General features: G+C 62.9%; 20 protein-coding genes. 15 read left to right on the plus strand and 5 right to left on the minus strand.

Features of this window, described 5'->3' with window-relative positions; translation table 11 throughout:
- Window positions 1-62: 62 nt before the first annotated feature.
- From hisG to hisS, 3 genes are read right to left on the minus strand one after another with little or no spacing between them, the layout of a single operon-like run.
- Window positions 63-752, minus strand: coding sequence for an ATP phosphoribosyltransferase (gene hisG / locus IV89_RS12745; RefSeq protein WP_037943649.1), 690 nt, complete (start codon window positions 750-752; stop codon window positions 63-65).
- Complete coding sequence (locus tag IV89_RS12750) at window positions 749-1,828, minus strand: ATP phosphoribosyltransferase regulatory subunit (protein WP_037943648.1); 1,080 nt, start codon at window positions 1,826-1,828, stop codon at window positions 749-751. Before IV89_RS12750 ends, hisG begins: the two co-directional genes overlap by 4 nt.
- Complete coding sequence (hisS, locus tag IV89_RS12755; RefSeq protein ID WP_037943647.1) at window positions 1,828-3,336, minus strand: histidine--tRNA ligase; 1,509 nt, start codon at window positions 3,334-3,336, stop codon at window positions 1,828-1,830. Before hisS ends, IV89_RS12750 begins: the two co-directional genes overlap by 1 nt.
- Window positions 3,337-3,494: 158 nt before the next feature.
- On the opposite strand from hisS, the gene IV89_RS12760 reads away from it, so the two are divergent.
- Complete coding sequence (locus IV89_RS12760; RefSeq protein WP_037943646.1) at window positions 3,495-3,689, plus strand: SlyX family protein; 195 nt, start codon at window positions 3,495-3,497, stop codon at window positions 3,687-3,689.
- Window positions 3,690-3,734: 45 nt separating this feature from the next.
- On the opposite strand, the gene dnaE is transcribed toward IV89_RS12760, so the two are convergent.
- Entirely contained in the window at window positions 3,735-7,268 is a 3,534-nt protein-coding gene (dnaE, locus tag IV89_RS12765; RefSeq protein ID WP_037943645.1) for a DNA polymerase III subunit alpha, read from the minus strand.
- 224 nt (window positions 7,269-7,492) lie between these two features.
- Here dnaE and xdhA point away from each other — a divergent pair, with 224 nt between their 5' ends.
- The 14 genes from xdhA (at window position 7,493) to IV89_RS12835 (ending at window position 23,145) form a co-directional block, all read left to right on the plus strand.
- Complete coding sequence (gene xdhA, locus IV89_RS12770; RefSeq protein WP_037943644.1) at window positions 7,493-8,911, plus strand: xanthine dehydrogenase small subunit; 1,419 nt, start codon at window positions 7,493-7,495, stop codon at window positions 8,909-8,911.
- Window positions 8,908-11,313, plus strand: coding sequence for a xanthine dehydrogenase molybdopterin binding subunit (gene xdhB, locus IV89_RS12775; RefSeq protein ID WP_037943643.1), 2,406 nt, complete (start codon window positions 8,908-8,910; stop codon window positions 11,311-11,313). Before xdhA ends, xdhB begins: the two co-directional genes overlap by 4 nt.
- Entirely contained in the window at window positions 11,303-12,274 is a 972-nt protein-coding gene (gene xdhC, locus IV89_RS12780) for a xanthine dehydrogenase accessory protein XdhC (protein ID WP_037943642.1), read from the plus strand. The genes xdhB and xdhC overlap by 11 nt, the downstream gene beginning before the upstream one ends.
- A complete protein-coding gene (locus IV89_RS12785; protein WP_037943641.1) occupies window positions 12,271-13,791 on the plus strand; it encodes an ABC transporter ATP-binding protein in 1,521 nt (506 codons plus the stop codon). The genes xdhC and IV89_RS12785 overlap by 4 nt, the downstream gene beginning before the upstream one ends.
- An 87-nt stretch (window positions 13,792-13,878) precedes the next feature.
- A complete protein-coding gene (locus IV89_RS12790; RefSeq protein WP_009826323.1) occupies window positions 13,879-14,961 on the plus strand; it encodes an ABC transporter permease in 1,083 nt (360 codons plus the stop codon).
- On the plus strand, window positions 14,961-15,881 hold the full coding sequence (locus IV89_RS12795; protein ID WP_037943640.1) for an ABC transporter permease: 921 nt from the start codon (window positions 14,961-14,963) through the stop codon (window positions 15,879-15,881). Before IV89_RS12790 ends, IV89_RS12795 begins: the two co-directional genes overlap by 1 nt.
- Window positions 15,882-15,933: 52 nt before the next feature.
- Window positions 15,934-17,007, plus strand: coding sequence for a BMP family ABC transporter substrate-binding protein (locus tag IV89_RS12800; RefSeq protein ID WP_005852062.1), 1,074 nt, complete (start codon window positions 15,934-15,936; stop codon window positions 17,005-17,007).
- Between the two features lie 132 nt (window positions 17,008-17,139).
- On the plus strand, window positions 17,140-17,505 hold the full coding sequence (locus tag IV89_RS12805; RefSeq protein ID WP_037943639.1) for a hypothetical protein: 366 nt from the start codon (window positions 17,140-17,142) through the stop codon (window positions 17,503-17,505).
- A gap of 68 nt (window positions 17,506-17,573) precedes the next feature.
- Entirely contained in the window at window positions 17,574-18,959 is a 1,386-nt protein-coding gene (locus IV89_RS12810; RefSeq protein ID WP_037943638.1) for a PepSY domain-containing protein, read from the plus strand.
- Window positions 18,960-19,048: 89 nt separating this feature from the next.
- Window positions 19,049-19,663 (plus strand): glutathione S-transferase, encoded by a 615-nt coding sequence (locus IV89_RS12815; protein ID WP_005852056.1) that lies wholly within the window; start codon window positions 19,049-19,051, stop codon window positions 19,661-19,663.
- A gap of 104 nt (window positions 19,664-19,767) precedes the next feature.
- Complete coding sequence (locus IV89_RS12820; RefSeq protein ID WP_037943637.1) at window positions 19,768-20,853, plus strand: FAD-dependent oxidoreductase; 1,086 nt, start codon at window positions 19,768-19,770, stop codon at window positions 20,851-20,853.
- Window positions 20,850-21,500: a DUF938 domain-containing protein gene (locus tag IV89_RS12825; protein WP_037943636.1), complete on the plus strand. Its 651-nt coding sequence runs from the start codon at window positions 20,850-20,852 to the stop codon at window positions 21,498-21,500. The genes IV89_RS12820 and IV89_RS12825 overlap by 4 nt, the downstream gene beginning before the upstream one ends.
- Window positions 21,501-21,504: 4 nt before the next feature.
- Complete coding sequence (locus IV89_RS12830; protein ID WP_037943635.1) at window positions 21,505-22,287, plus strand: GH25 family lysozyme; 783 nt, start codon at window positions 21,505-21,507, stop codon at window positions 22,285-22,287.
- A gap of 90 nt (window positions 22,288-22,377) precedes the next feature.
- The gene (locus IV89_RS12835; RefSeq protein WP_037943634.1) at window positions 22,378-23,145 is read left to right on the plus strand and encodes an HNH endonuclease; all 768 of its coding nucleotides are present in this window, start codon (window positions 22,378-22,380) and stop codon (window positions 23,143-23,145) included.
- 9 nt (window positions 23,146-23,154) lie between these two features.
- Here the strand turns inward: IV89_RS12835 and IV89_RS12840 are convergent, their stop codons facing one another.
- A complete protein-coding gene (locus IV89_RS12840) occupies window positions 23,155-25,647 on the minus strand; it encodes an FAD-dependent oxidoreductase (protein ID WP_037943633.1) in 2,493 nt (830 codons plus the stop codon).
- Window positions 25,648-25,852 lie beyond the last annotated feature (205 nt).

Consider the following 25,852-nt stretch of genomic DNA (forward strand, 5'->3'; position numbering starts at 1 on the left):
TCTTCATTTTGCCCTTAAACTCCCGCCGGAGGCGCATCCGCAGGATGCCGCGCGCATGCGCGTCAGGACAGCTGCGCCAGCAGGGCCGTCATTGTCGCGCGGTCCACATCATCCATCTCTGCCATCCGGCTGCGCCACAGCGTCGCCTGTGACCGCAGGATCAGCCCGTCGGACAGGATCTTGAGGTGGTTGGCGCGCAATGTCTCCCCGCTCGAGGTGATGTCGGCGATAGCCTCTGCGGTTTCATTCTTGATCGTGCCTTCGGTCGCCCCCTGGCTGTCGACCAGCGCATAATCCGCGACACCGGTGCTGCGCAGGAATTCCCGCACCAGCCGGTGGTATTTCGTCGCGATGCGCAGGCGGAACCCGTGCTTGTCGCGGAAGGCCGAGGCGGCGGCATCCAGATCATCGAGCGTATCCACATCGATCCAGGCCTGAGGCACCGCGATGATCAGATCGGCATGCCCGAAGGCGAGCTCTTCTACCGGGGCGACAAGCTGATCCCACAGCGCCAGTTTCTCTTGCACCAGATCGGTGCCGGTGACGCCCAGATGGATACGGCCAGCGGCGAGTTCGCGGGGGATTTCGCCCGCAGAGAGCAAGATCAACGACACGCCCTCAATGCCTTCGACGGCCCCCGCGTATTCACGTTCGGAGCCCGTGCGCTGCAAGGTGATCCCTCGCGCGGCAAACCATTCAAAGGTTTTCTCCATCAGACGCCCTTTGGAGGGCACACCGAGTTTGATCGTCATTGGCCTGCCTCCAGTTCCAGCATCAGCCCGGGGCGCATGACGCCCCCCACCGCGGGGATTTCACCGCCCTGCCCCAGCCGCCGTGTCAGCGCGTCATAGCGTCCGCCTGTGGCGATAGTGGGCAGGTCGGGCCGTGTCGCCGCGCGGAAGCCGAAGACGAACCCGTCATAATATTCCATCGACACGCGGCCAAAGCTGGCTTCGAACATCAGGTTACCGGTGTCGACACCGCGGGCGGCAAGCGCCTTTTCCCGCGCCGCGACACGGTCCACCGCATCAGAGATCGCGGGCATATCGACGGCAAGGTCATGCAACTGGCTGATCGCATTGGGCATGGTTTCACGCACATCCAGCAGCGCCAGCAGCAAGGACACCTGCGTGCGCGACAGGGCCGGCTCGGTGGCGTCGGCGCGAAGGGCGGCGATGCGTGTTTCAATCTCGTCCAGACTGCGCAGGCCGATCAGTGGTGCGGTGATAACACCGTCACTGGCCAAGAGCGCCGCGCGCGTCGCGGGCATCGGCGTTTTGCCAGCATAGCGGTCGAGCAACGCACGGAACCGGCGAGGCCGCCAGATGTGCCGCATCAGTGCCGCCTTGCGCGACGCCGATGTATCCAGCCCCGCAACCGCAGCCATCAAGATACCGATATCCCCCGTCACAGCAGTGACCGGAAGCCCCTCCAACGCGCCCTGGATCAGGGCAAAGACTTCGGCATCGGCTGCCGCGGGATCGCCACGGTCAAAGACTTCGTAGCCCGCCTGAATATATTCATTGGCGCGGTTGGGGTCACGTTCCTGACGGCGGAACACTTCGCCCGCGTAGGTGTAGCGTGCCGGGTCCGCCCCATGGGCCATATGCATCTGCACCACGGGCAAGGTATAATCGGGGCGCAGCATCTGTTCGCCCCGCATCGCATCCGAGGTGACATAGGCGCGCGCGCGGATGTCTTCGCCATAAAGGTCCAGCAGGGTCTCGGCGGGTTGCAGGATCGGGGGTTCCACCACTGCGGCGCCCTGCGCCTCGAACAAGGCGCGCAGGCTTGCGGCCTTGGCGAGGATGTCGGATCGTGTAGCCATCAGCGGTTCAGCTCCAGTATCTCGCGCACTTTAAAGACAAGATCCCCACGCGCCACTTCGTATTGGCTGGGGCGGTCTTTCCATTCCTCCAGCGTGGCGCTTTCAGCGATTTTCGCGCCCAAGATCAGGTCCTTGATCTGGATCATACCCTTGTCGAATTCATCCCCGCCCGCGATCACCGCCACCGGGCTGGCGCGGCGGTCTGCATATTTCAGCTGGTTGCCAAAGTTCTTGGGGTTGCCGAGATAAACCTCGGCCCGGATGCCTGCCTGACGCAGTTCAGCGACCATCGCCTGATAGTCGGACATGCGCGCCTTATCCATCACGGTCACCACTACGGGCCCTTCGGCCTGCGCCGACATCCGGCCCTTGGCCTGCAGTGCGGCAAGCAGCCGGTCGACGCCGATAGAAACACCCGTTGCAGGGACTTCCTGACCGGTGAAGCGCTTGACCAGATCGTCGTAGCGCCCGCCCCCTGCGACAGAGCCAAAGTTGCGGGGCCGGCCTTTTTCGTCCTGGATCTCGAAGGTCAGTTCCGCCTCGAACACCGGACCGGTGTAATAGCCAAGGCCGCGCACGACCGAGGGGTCGATCTCTACGCGGTCAGCGCCGTAGCCGCCGGCCGCCATCAGATCGGCGATGGTTTCCAGCTCGTCCACGCCCTGCGCGCCTGTCTCAGAACCCGCGACCAGTTCACGCAACCGCGCGACGGTTTCCGCACCGCTGTCGCGTTTGGCTTGCATAAAGCCCATGACCACATCGGCCTGTTCATCGCTGAGCCCTGCGCCATCGGTAAAGTCGCCGCTGTCATCCTTGCGGCCCGCGCCCAGCAATGCGCGCACCCCGTCCAGACCCAGCCGGTCGAGCTTGTCAATCGCACGCAGCACGATGCCGCGCTCGTGGGCGAAATTGTCGGGGTTGGCAGGATCGAGCACGCCTGCGACCTCCATCACACCGTTAAGCACCTTGCGGTTGTTCACCCGCACGATGTAGTCCCCGCGGTCGATCCCGACTTCTTCCAGACAATCGGCCAGCATCGCGCAGATTTCTGCATCCGCCGCGACCGACGGTGCGCCGACCGTATCGGCATCGCATTGATAGAACTGGCGGAAACGCCCTGGCCCCGGCTTTTCGTTGCGCCAGACCGGCCCCATCGCATAGCGCCGATAGGGCGTGGGCAGATCGTTGCGGTGTTGTGCATAGACGCGTGCCAGCGGTGCGGTCAGGTCATAGCGCAGGGCCAGCCAGTCGCCGGGCTTGTCCGCCTCTGCATCCTCTTGCCACGCGAAGACGCCCTCATTGGGGCGGTCCACATCGGGAAGGAACTTGCCCAAAGCCTGCACTGTCTCGACCCCGGAGCTTTCCAGCGCGTCAAAGCCATAGCGATGATAGACCTGCGCAATCTTATGCAGCATCTCGGCACGCTGTGTTACTTCTGCACCGAAATAGTCACGAAACCCCTTTGGCGTTTCGGCCTTGGGGCGGGGGGTCTTTTTTGGCTTGGCCATTGGATCACATCCTGTGGGCTGAATATCGCGCTTCGCGTCTAGCCCAACCCCCCGCCAAGGGCAAGCGACGCGGCCCCGCCGCGGCACGCATCCCCCCTTATCGAACGCGCGACAACCTGTTAGGAGGACGGCAAACGCGCAAGCTGCAAGGTGCCCTCATGGATAAGCTCGAAGAACAAATGGCCCATCTGATCCGTACGGTGGATGACCTGTCCGATGTCGTCGCCCGTCAGGAGACAGAGATCGCGACCCTGACACGGCGGGTTCATATGCTGATGCAGCGCGAGGGCGAACGCGAGGCAGCGGGCTCCGACGGGGTTGTTATCGGCAACGAACGCCCGCCGCACTATTGATCGGAAACCCCATCCAGGAAGCTGCCGCCGCCCCGATGGGCCGCGTCAGATTTCCTCTACCTCCATCACGCCGGTCAGGGACCGGATGGCACCCTTGATCTTGGGGGTGACAGGGTATTCGGCGCAGAGGTCAACCTCCACCTCGCCGGGCAGGGTCGGGTCCATCAGGCACAGTTGTACCGGCCCCTTACCCGCGCTGCGCGCCGCGGATCGGGCACCGGCCAGCACATCGGCGACCGCCTGAATAGCCCCCGCATCATCCACAAAGATCCGCAGCCCCATATTGCCCGCATCCTCGACCACCGTGTCGATCGGCACCACCGACCGGCCCAGCAGTTTCAACTGGTCGCTTTCCATCGTCGCCTCGACCATGACCACGACCTTCGACCCTGTTTCAAGATGGTCGCGCGCCAGTTCCAGCGTGTCCGAGAACAGCGTCACCTCGTAAGCGCCCGTGGGGTCCGACAGTTGCGCGAAGGCAAAGCGGTTGCCGCGCGCTGATTTACGTTCCTGCCGTCCGGCGACGATCCCTGCCAGACGGGCGTTCATCGCCCCTTTGACCGAGACTTTCTCGGTCAGCTCGTCCAGCGTCAGGAACGGCACACCGCCCGTAGCGGATTTGCGTTTCATCGGCCCCATGTAATCGTCCAGCGGGTGGCCCGACAGATAGAAGCCCACGGCCTTGAACTCTTCGGTCAGGCGCTCGGCGGCCTCCCAATCGTCGCAAGGCACGATGCGCGGCTCTGGCAAGTCATCCCCCGCCTCGCCAAACAGCGACACCTGATTAGAGGCTTTCTGCTCGTGGATCGCGGCGGAATAGCTGACCAACCCGTCCAGCGACTGCCAGACGCGTCGGCGGTTGTTGTCCAGCTGGTCGAACGCACCGGAGCGGGCCAGCATCTCAAGCGGACGTTTCCCCACCCGTTTCAGATCAACCCGCCGCGCCAGATCAAAGAGCGTGGCAAAGGGCTTGTCCACACCGTCAACCTTGCGGCCTTCGGTGATCAGCTTCATCGCTTCCACCCCGACGTTTTTCAGCGCGCCCAAAGCATAGACCAACGCGCCCTCGACCACCTTGAACGTCGCATCACTGCGGTTCACACAAGGCGGCACCCAGGGCAGTTCCAGCCGTTTGCGGACCTCTTCGAAATAGACCGCCAGCTTATCGGTCAGATGGATATCACAGTTCATCACGCCGGCCATGAATTCGACCGGATGGTTCGCCTTGAGCCATGCGGTCTGATAGCTGACCACCGCATAGGCGGCGGCGTGGGATTTGTTGAAACCGTAGTTGGCGAATTTTTCCAGAAGGTCGAAAACCTCAGACGCCTTTTTCTTGTCGACCCCGTTGGCCATCGCGCCCTTTTCGAACTTGGGGCGTTCCTTGGCCATTTCCTCGGCGATCTTTTTACCCATCGCACGGCGCAGCAGGTCAGCGCCACCAAGGCTGTAGCCCGCCATGACCTGCGCGATCTGCATAACCTGTTCCTGGTAGACGATGATGCCCTGCGTTTCCTCGAGGATATGGTCAATCGACGGATGCACGGATTCCCGCTCGCGCTGGCCGTTCTTGACCTCGCAATAGACCGGAATATTCTCCATCGGGCCGGGCCGGTACAGCGCGACCAAGGCGACGATGTCTTCGATACAGGTCGGCTTCATCCGCTTGAGGGCATCCATCATGCCGCTGGATTCCACCTGGAACACCGCCACCGTCTTGGCGCTGGCATAAAGCTTGTAAGAGGCCTCGTCGTCCAGCGGGATGGTGGCGATATCGTCGATCAGCCCCTCGGGCGGCTCGAACAGCTCTGTCCCGTCGGCGGCCACATGCAGGTGACGGCCCGAAGATTTGATCTGGTCGACCGCGTTCTGGATGACGGTCAGGGTCTTGAGGCCCAGAAAGTCGAACTTGACCAGACCGGCCTGTTCGACCCATTTCATGTTGAACTGCGTCGCGGGCATATCGGACCGCGGGTCTTGATAAAGCGGCACCAGCGCGTCCAGCGGCCGGTCCCCGATCACAACCCCCGCCGCGTGGGTCGATGCGTTGCGCAACAGCCCCTCGATCTGCTGGCCATAGTTCAACAGCCGCGCGACGACTTCCTCGTTCTTGGCCTCCTCGCGCAGGCGTGGTTCATCCGCCAGTGCCTTTTCGATGCTGACAGGTTTCACGCCCTCGACGGGGATCATCTTGGACAGGCGATCCACCTGCCCGTAAGGCATCTGCAACACCCGTCCGATGTCACGCACCGCCGCCTTGGACAAAAGCGCCCCGAAGGTGATGATCTGCCCCACCTTGTCGCGCCCGTATTTGCGCTGCACATACTGGATCACCTCTTCCCGGCGATCCATACAAAAGTCGATGTCAAAGTCGGGCATCGATACCCGTTCGGGGTTCAGGAACCGTTCAAACAGCAGTTGATAGCGCAGCGGGTCCAGATCGGTAATCGTCAGCGCATAGGCCACCAGACTACCCGCTCCCGAGCCCCGCCCCGGCCCGACGGGAATATTATTGTCTTTCGCCCATTTGATAAAATCGGCAACGATCAGAAAATAGCCGGGGAACCCCATGCCCTCGATGATGCCCAGCTCGAAATCCAGCCGCTTTTCATATTCTTCGACGGTGGTGGCATGGGGGATCACCTTGAGCCGGTTTTTGAGCCCCTCATGCGCCTGCCGCTTGAGCTCTTCGATCTCGTCATCCGCAAATTTCGGCAGGATCGGATCGCGCCGATACGCCATAAACGCGCACCGCTTGGCAATCTCGACGGTATTCTCGATTGCCTCCGGCAAATCCGCAAACAGCGTCACCATCTCGGCCTGCGACTTGAAATAGTGCTGCGCAGTCAATCGGCGACGGTCCTGCTGCTGATCGACATAGGCCCCGTCCGCGATACAGATCAGCGCGTCATGGGCCTCGTACATATCGGCCTTGGGAAAATAGACGTCATTCGTCGCGACCAGGGGGATGCTCATGTCATAGGCCATCTCGACAAAGCCCCGCTCGGTCAGCTGTTCGGCTACGGGCTGGCCATCCTCGCCGGGGTGGCGCTGCAACTCGACGTAAAGCCGGTCGGCAAAAGCCCCGTGCAGCCGTGCCATCAATGCCTCTGCCGCGGGGCGTTGACCGCCCTGCAATAGCTGCCCCACGGGGCCGCCCGCCCCGCCTGTCAGACAGATCAACCCGCCGTTCAGCGCCTCCAGCTCCTCCAAGGTGACCTGCGGTAGCGCCCCGCCCTTGTCGATATAAAGGCAGGAGTTCAGCTTCATCAGGTTTTCATACCCGGCCTCGGATTGGGCCAGCAAAACCACAGGGGCCGGATCGCGCGGCTTTTCCCCCGGTTGCACCTTCACATAGGCCAGATCCACCTGACAGCCGATGATCGGCTGCACACCGGCCCCCGCCATGGCGACCGAGAATTCCAACGCGGCGAACATGTTGTTGGTATCCGTCAGGGCCAGCGCCGGCATATCGGCCCCCTTGCACAGATCAGGCAGCTTTTTCAGCCGCAACGCCCCTTCCAACAACGAATATTCGGAGTGCGTGCGCAGGTGAATGAATCGGGGTGCTTGTGCCATGAGGCCAACTTACCCAAGCCCACCCGCAGTCACCAGTCCCACCGGCACCCCGCGCCCGTTTTTCCAGCAACACGGCAGGCCCTTGAGCGCAGGACGCCACGAAATCTCTTGCCAAGCCCCCTTGCCCCCGCCTAGCCTCGTTCAACATTTGCCCGCGCCGCGTTCTACGTCGCATCGAACGCCGCGCAGATCACGGGCTGAGGTACCGCGGCGGAACGAACCCTATGGACATCACTTTTCTCCTCAACGGGGAAGTCGTGTCACTGACCGGCGTCTCCCCCACCATGACGCTGCTGGATTGGCTACGCGAAACCCGACATCTGACCGGCACCAAGGAAGGCTGCAACGAAGGCGATTGCGGCGCCTGTTCCGTCATGATCAGCGACGATCAGGGCCACCGCGCCCTGAACGGCTGCATCCTGTTCCTGCCCCAGATCAACGGCAAATCCGTCACCACCGTCGAAGGGCTTGCCGCGCCTGATGGCAGCCTGCATCCCGTGCAGCAAAGCATGGTCGACTATCACGGCAGCCAATGCGGCTTTTGCACGCCGGGCTTCGTTGTCACCATGGCCACAGACCATCTGAACGGGGCCACGGATCACGACACGCAGCTCGCCGGCAACCTGTGCCGCTGCACCGGTTACGCCCCAATCATCCGCGCCGCCAAAGCCGCCGAGGCCGCCCCCGTGCCCGCCCACCTGCGCAACCTCAAACTTCCAGATGGCCCTAAATCCTCGGGGGGGCCGGCGCAGCCGGACGGGGGCGGACAGCCCCCTGCGACCTCGCGCCCCACGACCACGGATGAACTGGCCCACTGGTACGCCGATCACCCCGATGCGACCCTGATTGCGGGGGCAACGGATGTCGGCCTCTGGGTCACCAAACAATTCCGCGATCTGGGGCCGGTCGTGTTTCTCAACCAGATCCCCGACCTGCGCGGCATCACCGATGGCGGGGATCACTGGCGCATCGGCGCAGCCACCACTCTTGCCACGCTCACCGCGCATTTTGCCCCGCTCTATCCCAGCTTGGGCGCGATGCTACGGCGGTATGGCTCGGCGCAGGTGCGCAATGCGGCCACCATCGGGGGCAACATCGCCAATGGCTCGCCCATCGGGGACGGCCCTCCGGCGCTGATCGCGATGGGGGCAACATTGCACCTGCGTCACGGCGACACCCGCCGGAGCCTGCCGCTTGAAGACTTCTTTATCGACTACGGCAAACAGGACCGCGCCCCCGGAGAATTTGTCGAGGCGATCACCGTCCCGAAGCTCCCCACCGGCAAGGATGATAGCCTGCGCTGCTACAAGATCAGCAAACGTTTCGATCAGGACATCTCGGCGCTGTGCGGCTGTATCAACATCACCCGCGCCGGCGATGTGATCACAGAGGCACGCATCGCCTTTGGCGGCATGGCAGGCACACCGAAACGGGCAAGCCAGACCGAAGCCCTGTTGATCAACCAACCTTTTGACGAGGCGACGATCCGCCGCGCGATGGATGCCTTGGCGCTGGATTATCAGCCAATGACCGACATGCGCGCCTCGGCGCAGTATCGCCTGCTGACCGCCCAGAATCTGCTGCTGCGCTATCTGCATGACGTGAACGGCCTGCCCACGAACCTGCACGAGGTGACAGCATGAGCGTTGCTAAATCCCTCCCCCACGACGCAGCCAAGCTCCATGTCACGGGGGCTGCGCGTTACGTGGACGACATCCCGACACCGGCCACAACGCTGCACATCGCCTTTGGACTGAGCACGGTGGCCGCGGGCACGCTCAACAGCATGGACCTGCGCGATGTCGCTGCTGCCCCCGGTGTGGTGGCGGTGCTGACGGCGGCAGATCTGCCGTTTGACAATGACGTATCGCCCTCCAACCATGACGAACCCCTGCTGGCCACCGACGCGGTACATTATGCGGGCCAGCCCGTGTTCATGGTCATAGCGACGACCCACCTTGCCGCCCGCCACGCCGCGCGGCTTGGGGCGGTGGACATCACCCCGACCACCCCGATCCTGACCATAGAAGAAGCGCTTGCCGCCGATGCTCGGTTCGAGGATGGCCCCCGCATCTACCAGAAGGGCGACGCCGCAGCCGCGCTGACCACCGCCCCCCAAACTCTGAGCGGGACGATCAATATCGGCGGGCAAGAGCATTTCTACCTCGAAGGTCAGGCCGCCCTCGCCCTGCCGCAAGATAATGGCGACATGGTCGTCCATTCCTCCACCCAGCACCCGACCGAGATCCAGCATAAGGTGGCAGAGGCGCTTGGCACGCCGATGCACGCCGTGCGGGTAGAGACGCGGCGCATGGGCGGTGGTTTTGGTGGCAAGGAAAGTCAGGGCAATGCGCTCGCCGTGGCCTGTGCCGTCGCCGCCGCCCGCACGGGACGCCCCTGCAAAATGCGATATGACCGCGATGACGATATGATCGTGACCGGCAAACGCCATGATTTCCGCATCGACTATACCGTCGGCTTTGACGCCACTGGCCGCATCTCGGCGCTGGATTTCACCCATTACACCCGCTGTGGCTGGGCGATGGACCTGTCCCTGCCCGTGGCCGACCGCGCGATGCTGCATGCGGATAATGCCTATCACCTTGATAACATCCGCATCACCTCGCACCGCTTGCGCACCAACACGCAAAGCGCCACCGCGTTTCGCGGGTTTGGCGGGCCACAGGGGATCGTGGGCATCGAACGGGTCATGGACCATATCGCGCAGTCACTCGGGTTTGATCCGCTGGCGGTGCGGCGCGCCAATTTCTACGCCGATGTGATGCAGCCTGACGCAACCGGACAGGCCCATGACCACCGCGCCCTGCCCCATGATACCGAGGCTGATCTTGCCTCTCGCGGGGCACCGCCCGCACCACAGGAAAGCACGCCACCCCAGCCCACGGGTCTGCAAACCACCCCCTACCACCAACCGGTGCAGGACTGTATCATCAACGCGCTGACCGACCGGCTGGCCCAGACATCAGACTACGCCGCCCGCCGCGCCGCCATTGCCGACTGGAACGCGACGCAGCCGGTTCTGAAACGCGGCATCGCGCTGACGCCGGTCAAGTTCGGCATCTCTTTCACCCTCACCCACCTTAATCAGGCGGGGGCGTTGGTACATGTCTATCAGGACGGGTCGATCCACCTGAACCACGGCGGCACGGAAATGGGTCAGGGCCTGTTCCAGAAAGTCGCGCAAGTCGCCGCGAGTCGCTTTGGCGTCGACCTCTCGGTCGTCAAGATCACCGCGACGGATACGGGCAAGGTGCCCAATACCTCGGCTACGGCGGCGTCTTCGGGGACGGACCTGAACGGCATGGCGGTCCAAGCGGCCTGCGACACGATCCGCGACCGCATCGCCGACCATCTGGCCGAGCGTTATCAGACTACCGCAGACCAGATACGCTTTGCCCAAGGCCAGGTTCATATCGGGGAGGAGGAGATCAGCTTTGCCCAAGCCGCCGCCTCCGCCTATGAAAACCGCGTGTCGCTGTCGTCCACCGGCTACTACAAGACGCCCGAAATCGAATGGGACCGCATCAAGGGCAAGGGCCGCCCGTTCTTCTACTTTGCCTATGGCGCAGCCGTCACCGAAGTGGTGATCGACACGCTAACGGGCGAAAACCGCATTTTGCGCGCGGACATCTTGCACGATGCGGGCGCATCGCTGAACCCCGCGCTGGACATTGGCCAGATCGAAGGCGGCTATGTGCAGGGCGCGGGCTGGCTCACGACCGAGGAACTCGTCTGGGATGCCAAGGGCACGCTGAAAACCCATGCGCCGTCGACCTACAAGATCCCCGCCATCTCGGACCGGCCCGATGTGTTCAACGTGGCGCTTTGGGACGAACCCAACCCCGCGCAGACGATCTACCGGTCAAAAGCGGTGGGGGAGCCGCCGCTGATGCTGGGCATCTCGGCCTTCATGGCGTTGTCGGATGCGGTAAGCGCCTGTGGGGACGGGTTTGGTGACCTGCAAACACCCGCCACGGCCGAAGCAGTGCTGACCGCCATCGGGAAGGCCCGCAATGCCCTTTGACCGCGCAGCCCTGGCGCAGGCCGTTGCCGCGCATGGCACGGTGGCGCGCATCGTTCTGGTGCAGGTCAAAGGCTCTGCCCCGCGTCCGGCGGGAACGTCGATGCTGGTCTGGGCGGGCGGTGCATCCGGCACCATCGGCGGCGGCCAGCTTGAGCTGCAATCGATGCGCGATGCCGCGGCCATGCTCGCAGGTGGCCCGCGCAGCAAGCTGACCCGCGCCGCCCTTGGCCCCGCGATGAACCAATGCTGCGGCGGGGCGGTGACGGTGGTGACAGAGCGTTTCGACGCCGCCACAGTCGAAGCCCTGCCCGACACCTACCCCGACATCTACCTGCGCGCTGTTGATCCGGCGGCCCCGCCCCTTGCCGACAGTTTTCGCGCCAAGATCGACCGTGCCAGTGGCGGCGCGACACCGCTCGCCATTACCCTGCACGGCGGCTGGTTGGCAGAGCCGCTGTGGCAGCCCTCGCGGCAAGTGGTCATTCACGGCGCGGGCCATGTCGGCAGCGCACTGGCGCGTATTCTGGCCCCGCTGCCGCAGTTTCGCGTCATACTCGCCGACCCGCGCCCCGGGTATCTGGACGATCTGCCAGAGGGCGTCAGCGGCGTCGACGGCCCTTGGGGTGCCGCGCTGGACAGCGCCGAAGATGACGCTGCGCATTTCATCATGACACCGGCCCATGACGACGATCTGGACCTGTGCCACCGCTTGCTGCAACGCGATTTCGCCTTTGGCGGGTTGATCGGATCAGACACGAAATGGGCGCGGTTTCGCAGCCGTCTGGCGGCCCTTGGCCATGCCCCCGAACAGATCGCCCGCATCACCTGCCCCATCGGCGCGCGGCAATTTGGCAAGCATCCTCAAGCGATTGCGCTTGGGGTGGCCACGCAACTCTTGCAATTTGAACCCGCCCGCACGAATAAACAGGTTCGTTTGACACAAAAGGAACGCTGCGCATGACCGACACGCCCCTTCTGGCGCTTTCCGGGCTGACCAAAGCCTACCCCGGTGTTGTCGCCAATGATGACGTGTCACTGCGGATCGCGCCGGGCGAGGTCCACGCGCTGCTGGGGGAAAACGGCGCGGGCAAGTCGACGCTGGTCAAGATGATCTATGGGCTGGTCAAACCCGACAGCGGCACGATGCAGATGCACGGAGCCAGTTTCGCCCCGCACGAGCCCCGCGCCGCACGCGCCGCCGGTGTGGGCATGGTGTTCCAGCATTTCTCGCTGTTCGACGCGCTCAGCGTGGCCGAAAACATCGCCCTCGGGATGGAGAACGCGCCCAAGCTGCGCACCCTCAGCAAGCAGATCCGCGACGTGTCCGAGGCCTACGGCCTGCCGCTGGCCCCCGACCGCATCGTCGGCGACCTTTCTGCCGGTGAACGCCAGCGGGTCGAGATCATCCGCTGCCTGCTGCAAGACCCCAAACTGTTGATCATGGATGAGCCCACCAGCGTTCTGACCCCGCAAGAGGTTGAAATTCTGTTCAAAACCCTGCGCAAGCTCAGCGCCGAGGGCACCGCGATCCTCTATATCTCGCACAAGCTCGAAGAGATCCGCAGCCTGTGTGACAGCGCCACGATCCTGCGTTTGGGTAAAGTGGTAGGCCATTGCACCCCGTCAGAGACGACGGCACGGGATATGGCAGAAATGATGGTGGGCAGCACGCTCAAGACGCCGACCCGCGCAGGCAAGACCCCCGGCGCGGTCAAGCTGGACCTGAGTGCGCTGTCCGCGCCCTCGCCCAGTTCCTTTGGCATGCCGCTGCGTGACATCACCGTGCAAGTCCGCGCGGGCGAAATTCTGGGCATCGGTGGCGTGGCGGGCAACGGGCAGGATGAATTGCTGTCGGCCCTGTCGGGTGAGCTGCCGACCGCCGCTGGCATGATCGGGTTCGAGGGTCAGGACGTGGGCCAGCTTGGTCCCACCGCGCGCCGCCGTCTGGGTATCCTGACCGCGCCAGAGGAACGGCTTGGCCATGCCGCCGCCCCTGATATGTCCCTGACCGAGAACGCGATGCTGACCGGTGCCGTGCGCGAAAAGCTGGAGCGGCGTGGCATGTTGAACTGGCCCGCCGCCAAACGGTTTGCCGAACGTATCATCGCGGATTTCGACGTGCGCACCCCCGGCCCCGGCAATGCCGCGCGGTCGCTGTCGGGCGGGAACCTGCAAAAATTCGTCATCGGCCGCGAGGTGTTGCAAAATCCGCAGGTGCTGGTGGTCAATCAGCCCACATGGGGGGTCGATGCCTCTGCCGCGGCGGCGATCCGGCAGGCGCTGCTGGATCTGGCCGAAAATGGCACAGCGGTGATCGTGATCAGTCAGGATCTGGACGAGCTGATGGAAATCTCGGACCGCTTCGCCGCGCTGAACGAAGGCCGCCTGTCGGAGCCGCGTGCCGCGGCAGGGCTGACGGTGGACGAGATCGGATTGATGATGGGCGGGGCCCACGGGATGGAGGTGGCGCATGTTTGACGCGTCGCTTGCGGGGGTTTCACACCCCCACACCCCCGTGGAGTTTTCCTCGCAAAATGAAGCAGATGACAAGAACTGGGGCGCGGCATGATGCGGCTTGAGAAACGGCCGCAGGCCAGTCGGGCGTTTTCCTATGCAACGCCGGTTCTGGCGGTGATTGCCACGATGGTTTTTGGCGGCGCGCTGTTCGCGGTGCTTGGCAAAGACCCTGTGGCGTCGATCATGACGATTTTCTGGGAGCCGCTGTTCGGCGATTTCGCCTTTTACTATCGCCCGCAACTGCTGGTGAAAGGAGCACCCCTGGTCTTGATCGCCATTGGCCTGTCGCTGGGGTTCAAGGCGGGGATCTGGAACATCGGAGCCGAGGGCCAGTACATCATGGGGGCCATTTGCGGTGCCGGTGCAGGTCTGGCCTTCTACCCCGCAGAAAGTGTTTTTATCTTTCCGGTGATGGTGCTTGCAGGCGCGCTTGGCGGTTGGGTCTGGGCCATGATCCCTGCCGTGCTCAAGGTCAAATTCGGGACGAACGAGATTCTCGTGTCATTGATGTTGGTCTATGTGGCGGAACAATTCCTCGCCTCTGTCAGCCTTGGGTTGCTGAAAAACCCTGAAGGCTTCGGCTTTCCGGGCAGCCGCAACCTGCAGCAATATGCCTCGGCCCATAATGGCGAGTTGATCGCGGGATCGGGAATGCACTGGGGGGTGGTTGCCGCCCTGATCGCGGTGATCTTTGCCTATGTCTTATTGGCGCGGCACCGGTTGGGCTTTGCCATCCGCGTGACCGGCGAGGCACCGCGGGCGGCGCGGTTTTCCGGCGTGAACCCGACGCGACTGGTTTTGTTCTGCATGGGCATGTCGGGTTTGCTGGCCGGTCTGGCAGGGATGTTCGAGGTCGCGGGCCCCGCGGGGCAGATCACCATCGATTTTAACGTGGGCTACGGGTTCACCGCAATCATCGTCGCCTTTCTGGGGCGGTTGCATCCGGTGGGTATCCTGCTGGCCGGTGGGCTGATGGCGCTGACCTATATCGGGGGTGACATCGCGCAAAGCCAGTTGGGATTGCCTGCCGCCGCCATTCAGGTGTTTCAGGGGATGTTGCTGTTCTTCCTGCTCGCCTTTGATCTTTTCACCCATTACCGGCTGCGCCTTGGCCGGACGGAGGTCGCGTAATGGATCTGTCTGCAATCAATCCGGTGCTCTTCGTCGCGGGCTTTCTGGTGGCGGCGACGCCACTGATCTTTGCCGCTTTGGGCGAGTTGGTGGTCGAGAAATCCGGCGTGCTGAACCTTGGGGTCGAAGGGATGATGATCATCGGCGCGATCTGCGGCTTTGCGACCGCCGTTGAAACCGGATCGCCCCTGTTGGGCTTTGCCGCCGCGGCCCTAGGGGGCGCGTTGCTGAGCCTGCTGTTCGCCTTCCTGACCCAGATCACATTGGCCAATCAGGTCGCATCGGGCTTGGCGCTGACGTTGTTCGGGCTGGGGTTTTCGGCATTACTGGGGCAAAGCTATGTCGGGATCAAACCACCGCGCCTGCCGGATGTGAACTTTGGCCCGCTGCATGACATCCCCGTCATCGGGCCGATCTTCTTTTCCCATGACATTATTCTGTACTTGGGCTTTGCGCTGGTCGTCGTCGTTTGGGCAGTGCTGAAATTCACCCGCATGGGGCTGATCCTGCGCGCTGTCGGCGAAAGCCACGAGGCGGCCCACGCCCTTGGCTACAAGGTGGTGCGCATCCGCACGCTGGCGATCATGTTCGGCGGGGCCTGTGCCGGTCTGGGCGGGGCCTACATCAGCCTGATCCGTGTGCCCCAATGGACAGAAGGCATGACCGCCGGTGTGGGCTGGATCGCCCTTGCGCTGGTGGTTTTTGCCAGCTGGAAGCCCTGGCGGCTGTTACTGGGTGCCTATCTTTTTGGCGGTATCACGCAGCTTCAGCTGAATCTGCAAGGCGCGGGCGTTGCCATTCCGGTCGAGTATCTGGCAATGTCGCCCTACATCATCACCATCCTTGTGCTGGTGATCCTTTCCGCGGATAAAAGCGCTGCGCCGGCATCGCTGGGCCGCACTTTCCACGCCTCTCACTAGGGGCCTATCTTCAAGCGCCGGATAAAAGGCGCGTTACTCAGGGGACTACGTTATGAAATTCACCACACTTATGGCCAGCGCGGCACTGGCGCTTGGGCTGGCGGGCGGCGCATATGCCCAAGACAAGACCAAAGTCGGTTTTGTCTTTGTTGGCCCCGTCGGCGATGGCGGCTGGACCTATGAACACAACCAGGGCCGTCTCGCAGTCGAGAAAGAATTCGGCGACGCTGTCGAAACCGTCTTTGTTGAGAACGTGGCCGAGGGCCCCGATTCCGAGCGTGTGATGACGCAGATGGCGTTGGACGGCGCGGACCTGATCTTTACCACGTCTTTTGGCTATATGGACCCGACCATCAACGTCGCGGGCAAATTCCCGGATGTGAAATTCGAACACGCCACCGGCTACAAGCGCGCCGACAACGTGTCGACCTATTCCGCGCGTTTCTACGAAGGTCGCGCCATTCAGGGTCACATCGCCGGCAAGATGACCAAATCGAACATCATCGGCTATATCGGGTCCTTCCCGATCCCCGAAGTGATCCGGGGCATCAACTCGGCCTATATCCACGCCAAGAAGGTGAACCCCGATGTCGAGTTCAAGATCGTCTGGGCCTACACATGGTTTGATCCCGCCAAAGAAGCAGATGCGGCCAAGGTTCTGATTGAACAGGGTGCGGATGTTGTCCTGCAGCACACCGATTCCACAGCACCGCAGGCGGCGGCGCAAGAAGCGGGCGACGTGATCACCTTTGGTCAGGCGTCCGACATGGCGCAATACGCGCCCAAGCCGCGCGTCTCGTCGATCATTGACGATTGGGCCCCCTATTACATCGCCCGCACCAAAGCGGTCATGGATGGCACCTGGGAAAGCAAAGACACATGGGACGGCATCGGTGCCGGCATGGTTGGTATCGGAGAGATTACGGACGCCGTGCCTGCTGACGTGAAAGAAGAAGCGCTGGCGCTGAAAGCATCGATCGCGGATGGGTCCTACCACCCGTTCACCGGCCCGCTGAAAAAGCAGGACGGTTCCGATTTCCTGGCGGAAGGCGAAACAGCCGATGACGGCACGCTGGCGGGCATGAACTTCTATGTCGAAGGCATCAAGGGCGACATTCCGAACTAAACCGGAAACTGACCTGACACGATCAAAGGCCTCGCATCCGCGGGGCCTTTTTTGTTGCGAAATCAGCGCGGTGCCCCGCCTTGCGACAAAACGCATCTGGTGCGGGGCATTCAAGCTGCCTACAGAAGGTACATGCGCTTTCTGCCCGCCTTCCCCTGCCAGCTGCTTGCCACCGTTCTGGTGCTGCTGTCGCTTGCGACATCGGGGTTTGCGCATCGTTTCGCGCCCGTAGACCTGTCGCCCGAGCTGCAAGCCTATGTTGCCAATGGCGGCGCGCTGGCGGACCTCTGCGGCACTGGTGATAGCCCGCACTCAGGCACTATGGCAGATTGCAAGACCTGCCGTCTGATCGGTGCCATGGCGCTGCCCGAAGCGGTCACCGGCCTGCCGGTTCCCGTGCTTGAGAAAACGCAAACCCTGCGCTTTGTCGCGAAACGGCTGCTGCACACGCGCAAGCCTGACCCCAGCCGGCTGACCCGCGCCCCGCCCCAAGTCTGAACATCTATCCCATCTTTTCATTCTTTCCGCCTGCCGATGATGCAGGCCCTTAGGCTTGGAGCCCTCATATGACGACCCCTACCCAAACCACGCAACCCGACGGCGGCGTGAACAAACTCTACTTTGCTGCATGGCGCTGGCATTTCTATGCCGGGCTGTTCGTGCTGCCCTTTCTGTCGGTTCTCGCCATAACCGGCATGGCGATGCTGTGGATCGCCTGGATTGACGGGCGCGACGGTGAATATACCCCGGTGACCGTGCAGGAAACCGTTCTGTCGGTCTCGGCACAGTCGCAAGCCGCGGTCGAGGCCGTGCCCGGCGGCACGCTGGTGCAATATGTGGCCCCCCGCGCGCCTGATCTGGCGGCCCTGTTCCGCGTGGACCACGATGGGGATGCGGTGATGGTTGCGGTTGATCCCTATACGGCCAAGGTGATCGAGAGCTTTCCGCGTCGGTCCGGCTGGTACGATTTCGCGGATGGCATCCACAGTGATCTGATGCTGGGGGTGACCGGTGATCGCATAATAGAAGCCGCGGCCTCGATCGCCTTGGTGCTGATTGCCACGGGGCTTTATATGTGGTGGCCGCGTGGTGCAGGCTGGCGCGGAACGCTGGTGCCACGTTTCACCAAGGGCCGTGCGATGTGGAAATCGCTGCATGGTGTAGTGGGCATCTGGGTATCGGCCTTTCTGGTGCTGTTCCTGATCTCGGGCCTGTCCTGGGCGGGCATCTGGGGCGGCAAGATGGTGCAAGCCTGGAGCCAGTTCCCTGCCGAGAAATGGGATGCCGTGCCCCTCTCGGACGACATCCACGCCAGCATGAACCACCACCGCCGCGAGGTGCCTTGGGCGCTGGAACAGACGCCGATGCCTGCCTCTGGCAGCGCGGCTGGGGAGGCGGGCATTGCAGGGGCCGTCACCATTGACAGCATCGATGCATTGGCGCGCGAGATCGGCTTTGACGCGCGCTATCAGATGAACCTGCCGCAGGACGATACCGGCGTCTGGACGCTGAGCCGCGATTCTATGAACACCGACAGCACCGACCCGATGTCGGACCGCACCGTGCATATCGACCAGCACAGCGGCAATATCCTCGCCGATGTGCGCTATGCCGATTATTCGCTTGCGGGCAAAGCCATGGCGGTGGGGATTGCGCTGCACATGGGCACCTTGGGGCTGCTGAGCGTGCTGGCCAATACGCTGGTCTGCCTGTCGGTGCTGTTCCTCTGCGTCAGTGCGCTGGTGCTTTGGTGGAAGCGTCGCCCTACCGCCGCTGGCCGCCTCTCCGCCCCGCCCATGCCGTCAGAGCTGCCGTTGTGGCAGGGTGCCGTGCTGGTCGGGCTGTTCGTGTCGATGGCCTTCCCCATGGCCGGGGCCGTGCTGCTGAGCGTGCTGGCGGTCGATGTGTTGATCCTGTCGCGCCTGCCCGCGCTGCGCCACCGTCTGACCTGACCTGAAGCCCCCCCGCGCCGCTTGTCAAATACGGCGCGGGGGATGCATGCCCACTACCCATCCGGCTGCAACACGCTATCATCAGCGTCATGATCAAAATCCACCACCTGAACCGGTCCCGCTCTCATCGCATTTTGTGGCTGCTCGAAGAAATCGGCGCGCCTTATGATGTCATTCCCTATACCCGCGATGCCAAGACCAACCTCGCCCCGCCCGAACTAAAGCTCGTGCACCCCTTGGGCAAATCCCCCATGGTCGAGATCGACGGCACGCTGATCGCCGAGAGCGCGGCCATCACCGAAGTGCTTTGCACCCGTTTCGCGCCGCAGATGATCCCCGATCGTGACAGCGCCGCCTATTTGCAGCACCTTGAACTGATGCATTTCGCCGAAGGGTCCGCGATGACGCCGATCCTGCTGAACCTCTATGTCAGCCGTTTGGGCGACGCCGGTGCGCCGCTGCATCCGCGCATCGCGTCTGAACTGGACAACCACTATAGCTACATGAACAGCCGCGTGCGCGCCTCGGGGCATTTTGTGCAGGATACGCTGTCGGCGGCGGATATCATGCTCAGCTTTCCGGCAGAGATCGCGATGCAGCAGGGCCGCGCCAAGGATTATCCCGCACTCGCTGGCTTTGTCGAGATGATCCACGCGCGCCCCGCCTATGGTCGTGCCACCGCGCGCGGCAAGACCGATGCCTAACCGCGCGGTTGCACGTCCCACCGGCCCATGTCACCCATAAGCAAAGAGCTTGGGGCCGGCGGGACAGGCCTGCGTGAAACCAGTGCAAGGGACAGGGGGCAGCTATGACAGAAAACACATCCGATATCCTTGTCATCGGCGGCGGCATCGCGGGCATCTCGGCCGCGGCGCGCCTGTCTGGTGATGCAAAAGTCACGGTGATCGAAGGGGAAAAAGCGCTTGGCTATCACGCCTCTGGCCGGTCGGCCGCGCTGATCGAAGAGAATTACGGTGCCCCCTCCGTGCAGGCGCTGAACAAGGCCACCGTCGGCTATCTGCGCGACGGCGGCTACCTGTCCCCGCGCGGCCTGATGATCATCGCCGACCGCCACGAGGAAGAGGCGTTTCACAGCGATCTCGCCCATATGGGGGTCGAACAGATCTCCCCCGATGATGCGCTGCGCCTTGTGCCGATCCTGGCCGCCGAGCGCATCGCCTTTGCCGGCTACCACGCTGACGCCCATGATATTGATACCGACCGTCTGCTGCAGGATTTCGCCAAGGAACTGCGCGGCAATGGCGGACGGATTGAAACCGGGCATCCCGTCACATCCATCACCCGCACGGGCAATACGTGGAAGGTCACCGCAGGCCCGCACATCCATCACGCCGCAAAACTGGTTAACGCCGCCGGAGCCTGGGCCGACCAGATCGCCATTCTGGCCGGAGTGCCCCCCATCGGCATCACCCCCTACCGCCGGTCCATGGCCCGCATCGCGGCACCGGGCGGGCATGACCTGTCGCGCTGGCCGATGTTCTTTGGCGTGGGCGAAACATGGTACGCCAAGCCCGACGCGGGTGCGCTGCTGATCTCGCCCGCTGATGAGGACGCGACCGAACCGCAGGACGCATGGGCCGACGACATGGTGCTGGCCGAGGGATTAGAGCGATACCAGAACATGGTCGCCGTGCCGCTGACGAAACCCATCGCGACATGGGCGGGGCTGCGCAGCTTTGCCGTGGATCGCACGTTGGTGCTGGGCCCCGATCCCGCCCAGCCCGACTTTATCTGGAGCGCAGGACAAGGCGGCTACGGCTTCCAGACCAGCGCCGCCGCCTCGCAACTGGTGGCAGATCTGACCCTTGGCAACGCCCCCTCGCTGCCCGATCCGGTGGTCGAGGCACTGCGCCCCGATAGGCTGCGCGCATGACAGCCAAGCTTCCCCCAAGCGCCAGCGTCGCTCTGCCCACCCGCGGTGCCATGCTGCACGCCCCCGCCGCCGACCGGAACAAAGACGCCCTGTGTGACCTGCTGCGTGACCACGCACCTCAGACAGGTCGCGCGCTCGAGATTGCCAGCGGGACGGGGCAGCATATCGCCGCCTTCGCCCGCGCCCTACCCGATCTGTACTGGCAGCCGACCGAGCCTGCCCCCGACCGCCGCGACAGCATCGACGCCTATATTGCCGAGGCCGGGCTGACCAACGTCGCCCCCGCCGCCCCGCTGGATGCAACAGCGGCGGGTTGGCACAAGCCACTGCCACCGCAAGACCTGATCTTCCTCGCCAACCTGCTGCATCTGATCCCGACAGAGGCCGCGCAGCAGGTCATCGCCGAAGCCGCGCTTGCGCTCGCCCCCGGTGGCACGTTGATCCTCTATGGTCCGTTCCGCCGCGAGGGTGTGCTCACCTCCGACGGAGATGCGAAATTCGATGCCGAGCTGCGCACCGCCGATCCTGCGATCGGGTACAAGGATACGGTCGACATCACGCGTTGGCTCAGCGATGCTGCACTAAGCCCGATCGACAGGATCGACATGCCCGCCAATAATCTGGCCTTTATCGCACGAAAGCCGTGACCCTATGCCCCGACTTCGCGTTCTTGCCCTCCTCTCTGCCCTTGTCCTTTCGGCCTGTGGTGCGCCGCAACTCTCTGTCCCTGTGGGGGACGTGACGGCAGCCAATTTCGGCGACCGCAAGCCGTTCGACTGGCCCGGCCAAAGCCCCGACCGCTATGCGGTGCACGGCATCGATGTGGCGCGCTTCCAGCAACCGCTGAACTGGGGCGAGGCCCGCGTCTCCGGCGTGAACTTCGCCTTCATCAAAGCCACCGAAGGCGGCGATCTGCTGGACCCGATGTTCCAGAACCACTGGGAGGGTGCCGGCCGCGCCGGTGTCGCCCGCGGGGCCTATCACTTCTATTATTTCTGCACGACGCCCGAGAAACAGGCCCGCTGGTTCATCGAAAACGTGCCCAAAGCGCCGGGCATGCTGCCCCCCGTGCTGGATCTGGAGTGGAACCCCTTTTCCCCCACCTGCACCCTGCGCCCGCCCGCCGATACCGTCCGCCGCAACGCCCAGACCTTTCTAAGCATCCTGCGCGCGCATTACGGGCAGCAGCCCGTCGTCTACACCACGCCGGAGTTCTATGCCCAGAATGACATGGGGCGTCTGCGCGGTGTTGAATTCTGGCTCCGCTCCACCGCCGCCCACCCGTCCGAAAAATACCCCGACGAGCGCTGGACCTTCTGGCAATACACCAGCACCGGCCGCGTCCCCGGAGCCGCCGGCGACATCGACATCAACGTCTATGCCGGTAGCCCCAGCAGTTGGGACAACTGGCTTTCGCGGCGTCAGGTGCGGTAGATCGCCGCCACAATCTACCAGAGCAAGACCTTTGACATTGCAATTATAAATTGAACCTGGCAGGATTTTCCGAGCGAAAACGGCAGGTATATGACGACACGTCGAAATTGGACCGAAGACGAGGTCACTGAGGCTTTGTCACTGTATCTGCGGCTTCCTTTTGGCAAGTTCCATTCCGGCACACCGCAGATCATCCGCATGGCAGAACGGATCGGACGCACGCCATCGGCCGTGGCAATGAAACTGTCCAATCTTGCCGCGCTGGATGACACGATGCCGCAAAGGGGGCTTGGCAACCTTTCTGCGATGGACCGGCAAGTCTGGGCGCGGTTCCGGCAAGACCCCTCTATCGTATTTAATGCCTATGAAGCGCAGATCTTGCCGTCACCCCAGCAGACACCCGGTTTTTCCGAGCAGCGGCAGGCAAACTGGATCGCAAAGCAATGCGAAGTCACTGAACGTACTGTTGTGCAGCGGCGCGGACAAAGCTTCTTCCGCGAGATGATCCTGAACAACTATCGCTCTCGCTGTGCACTAACGGGTATCGACGATACGCGCCTGCTGACCGCAAGCCATATCGTCGGGTGGCAAGAGGACGATGCTCAACGGTTCTACCCCGAAAATGGCATTTGCCTGAACGCCCTTCATGATCGCGCCTTTGACCGACATCTGATCAGTTTTGACGATGATTACCGCATGATCATGGCCGACGATTTGCCCGCCGAATCTAAACGCAAACTAGCTGTCGGGGCCTCCGGAAGGTTGCAATTACCAGAACGGTTCCTGCCCGACCCTGCGTATCTGGAGCATCACCGGCAGCGCATGGCCGAGCGGCAGAGCATGCCGCCGCTCGACTAGGTTCAAGCCTCACCCATCCACACGGATCGTTGCGTTTTTCGGGTCGTAGGGGCTGTCCTCCACAACTTCGGCATCCCATAGCTGGTCGAACATCTTGACCTTCAGCTTTGTGCCAACCACCGCGATGTCGGGTTTGACGTAGCCCATGCCGATGGATTTCCCGAAGGCCACCGAATACCCGCCCGAGGTCAGGCGGCCAACGCGGGTGTCGCCGTGGTACAGCACTTCGCGGCCCCAAGGGTCTGCGTCGTCGGGCCCGTCGATCAGCAAGGTCACACATTTGCTGCGGATACCATGGGCCTGCATTGCGTCCTTGCCGTGGAAGTCCTTGGACAGGTCGACAAAGCGCGGCAGGTCGGCCTCTAGCGGGGTGGCATCGCGGCCCAGTTCATTGCCGAAAGCGCGGTAGGATTTCTCTTGCCGCAGCCAGTTCTGTGCCCGCGCGCCGACCAGTTTCATCCCGTGTTTCTCGCCCGCCTTCTCCAGCAGATCGAACAGGTGGTTCTGCATCTCGATCGGGTGGTGCAGCTCCCAGCCGAGCTCTCCGGTATAGGCGACGCGGATGGCGCGGACGGGGACCATCCCCAGCTCGATATTGCGCATGGTCAGCCAAGGGAACCGCTTGTTGCTCAGGACCGTCTCGGGGTCCGCATCCTTGATGACCTCTTTCAGGACATCGCGCGATTTGGGGCCCGCGATGGCAAAGACACCCCATTGCGTGGTCACGTCATGACATTCGATATACCCGAATTCTGGCGCTTTATCGGCGATGGCCTTGCGCAGGAAATCACTATCATAGGCCGTCCAGGCCCCGGCGGACACAAGGTAGTATTCATCCTGAGCGAGCCGCACGATGGTATATTCGGTGCGCGTGGTGCCGTTGATCGTCAGCGCATAGGTCAGGTTGATGCGTCCGACCGAGGGCAGCTTGTTGCAGGTGAACCAATCCAGAAAGGCAGTGGCCCCCGGCCCCTTAACCAGGTGTTTGGTAAAGGCGGTCGCATCGATCAGGCCCACGCCCTCGCGGATCGCCTTGGCCTCATCGACCGCATGCTGCCACCAGCCGCCGCGCCGGAAGGACCGGCTGTCGTGGTCATTGAACCCCAGCGGCGCAAAGTAGTTCGGGCGTTCCCACCCGTTCACATGGCCGAACTGTGCGCCACGGGCGGCCTGACGGTCATAGGCAGGCGAGGTACGCAAGGGCCGACACGCGGGGCGCTCCTCATCCGGGTGGTGCAGGATATAGACGTGCTCATAGGCCTCTTCGTTCTTGCGCGCGGCATATTCGGTGGTCATCCAGTCGCCATAGCGTTTGGGGTCCAGCGACGCCATGTCGATCTCGGCCTCGCCCTCGACCATCATCTGCGCAAGGTAGTACCCCGTCCCCCCCGCAGCCGTGATCCCGAAAGAAAACCCTTCGGCCAGCCACATATTGCGCAACCCGGGTGCCGGACCAACCAGCGGGTTGCCGTCGGGCGTATAGCAGATCGGCCCGTTGAAATCGTCCTTGAGGCCGGAGTCCGCACAAGACGGGACGCGGTCGGCCATGGCCATATACTGATCCGCGATCCGGTCCAGATCCAGCGGGAAAAGATCGGCCCGGAAGCTGTCCGGCACCCCATATTCGAACCGCGCAGGCGCGCCGCGCTCGTAAATGCCCAAAATCCAGCCGCCCCGCTCTTCGCGGGCGTAGGATTCATTGTCGGCGTCGCGCACGACCGGATGCTCCGGATTGCCATCGGCGCGCCATTTGACCAGCTCGGGGTCCTGATCCATCACGATAAACGTATGTTCGACCGGAATGGCAGGCATCTTGATGCCCAGCATCTTGGCGGTGCGCTGCGCGTGGTTGCCGCTGGCGGTAACAACATGTTCGGCAGTGATCACGACCTGCTCGTCCGAGGGTACTAGGTTCCCGCCCTTCTCGACCATCTTGGTGATGGTAACCTCCCATGCCACGCCATTCCAGTGAAAGGCATCCGCCTGCCACTTGCGCTCAATCGCCACGCCCCGCTGCCGCGCGCCCTTGGCCATCGCCATGGTGACATCGGCGGGGTTAATGTAGCCGTCCGTCTGGTGGTACAGCGCGCCTTTCAGATCGTCGGTCTTGATCAGCGGCCATTTTGCCTTGATCTCGTCCGGCGTCATGAAGGTATAGGGCACGCCGCAGGTCTCGGCGGTCGAGGCATAGAGCATGTATTCATCCATGCGTTCGTCCGTCTGCGCCATGCGCAGGTTGCCCACCACGGCAAAGCCCGCGTTCAGGCCGGTCTCTTCCTCAAGCGTCTTGTAGAACTTGATCGAATAGTCGTGGATGTGGGTCGTCGCATAGGACATGTTGAAATAGGGCAGCAACCCTGCCGCGTGCCATGTAGACCCCGAGGTCAGCTCGTCCCGCTCAAGCAACATCACATCGTCCCATCCGGCGCGGGCCAGATGATAGGCAATCGACGTGCCAACGGCACCGCCGCCCACAACCAGTGCTTTGACTTGAGTTTTCATGAATCCAATGCTCCGCCAGAATAGGTCTTAGCGACATTTAGCAGCCCCCGCGCAAAACGCAGAACCCAGCCGACCAAAGACAGCACAAATGCGACCAACGTCGAAAAACTCGCGCGCAGGCCGCTTCCAAATGGTTAAAATCCCCGCCGGAGGCATCGCATCCCTGCCGGTGGCAGGGATCGATATACCGCGCGCGCCGTCCCGA

It is taken from the genome of Sulfitobacter sp. CB2047 (genome assembly GCF_000735125.2).
GTDB lineage: Bacteria > Pseudomonadota > Alphaproteobacteria > Rhodobacterales > Rhodobacteraceae > Sulfitobacter > Sulfitobacter pontiacus.

What these genes read in the sequence shown, in the direction of transcription:
- hisG (WP_037943649.1), bottom strand. Translation starts at nt 752, where the DNA reads ATGACGATCAAACTCGGTGTGCCCTCCAAAGGGCGTCTGATGGAGAAA.
- IV89_RS12750 (WP_037943648.1), bottom strand. Translation starts at nt 1,828, where the DNA reads ATGGCTACACGATCCGACATCCTCGCCAAGGCCGCAAGCCTGCGCGCC.
- hisS (WP_037943647.1), bottom strand. Translation starts at nt 3,336, where the DNA reads ATGGCCAAGCCAAAAAAGACCCCCCGCCCCAAGGCCGAAACGCCAAAG.
- IV89_RS12760 (WP_037943646.1), top strand. Translation starts at nt 3,495, where the DNA reads ATGGATAAGCTCGAAGAACAAATGGCCCATCTGATCCGTACGGTGGAT.
- dnaE (WP_037943645.1), bottom strand. Translation starts at nt 7,268, where the DNA reads ATGGCACAAGCACCCCGATTCATTCACCTGCGCACGCACTCCGAATAT.
- xdhA (WP_037943644.1), top strand. Translation starts at nt 7,493, where the DNA reads ATGGACATCACTTTTCTCCTCAACGGGGAAGTCGTGTCACTGACCGGC.
- xdhB (WP_037943643.1), top strand. Translation starts at nt 8,908, where the DNA reads ATGAGCGTTGCTAAATCCCTCCCCCACGACGCAGCCAAGCTCCATGTC.
- xdhC (WP_037943642.1), top strand. Translation starts at nt 11,303, where the DNA reads ATGCCCTTTGACCGCGCAGCCCTGGCGCAGGCCGTTGCCGCGCATGGC.
- IV89_RS12785 (WP_037943641.1), top strand. Translation starts at nt 12,271, where the DNA reads ATGACCGACACGCCCCTTCTGGCGCTTTCCGGGCTGACCAAAGCCTAC.
- IV89_RS12790 (WP_009826323.1), top strand. Translation starts at nt 13,879, where the DNA reads ATGATGCGGCTTGAGAAACGGCCGCAGGCCAGTCGGGCGTTTTCCTAT.
- IV89_RS12795 (WP_037943640.1), top strand. Translation starts at nt 14,961, where the DNA reads ATGGATCTGTCTGCAATCAATCCGGTGCTCTTCGTCGCGGGCTTTCTG.
- IV89_RS12800 (WP_005852062.1), top strand. Translation starts at nt 15,934, where the DNA reads ATGAAATTCACCACACTTATGGCCAGCGCGGCACTGGCGCTTGGGCTG.
- IV89_RS12805 (WP_037943639.1), top strand. Translation starts at nt 17,140, where the DNA reads ATGCGCTTTCTGCCCGCCTTCCCCTGCCAGCTGCTTGCCACCGTTCTG.
- IV89_RS12810 (WP_037943638.1), top strand. Translation starts at nt 17,574, where the DNA reads ATGACGACCCCTACCCAAACCACGCAACCCGACGGCGGCGTGAACAAA.
- IV89_RS12815 (WP_005852056.1), top strand. Translation starts at nt 19,049, where the DNA reads ATGATCAAAATCCACCACCTGAACCGGTCCCGCTCTCATCGCATTTTG.
- IV89_RS12820 (WP_037943637.1), top strand. Translation starts at nt 19,768, where the DNA reads ATGACAGAAAACACATCCGATATCCTTGTCATCGGCGGCGGCATCGCG.
- IV89_RS12825 (WP_037943636.1), top strand. Translation starts at nt 20,850, where the DNA reads ATGACAGCCAAGCTTCCCCCAAGCGCCAGCGTCGCTCTGCCCACCCGC.
- IV89_RS12830 (WP_037943635.1), top strand. Translation starts at nt 21,505, where the DNA reads ATGCCCCGACTTCGCGTTCTTGCCCTCCTCTCTGCCCTTGTCCTTTCG.
- IV89_RS12835 (WP_037943634.1), top strand. Translation starts at nt 22,378, where the DNA reads ATGACGACACGTCGAAATTGGACCGAAGACGAGGTCACTGAGGCTTTG.
- IV89_RS12840 (WP_037943633.1), bottom strand. Translation starts at nt 25,647, where the DNA reads ATGAAAACTCAAGTCAAAGCACTGGTTGTGGGCGGCGGTGCCGTTGGC.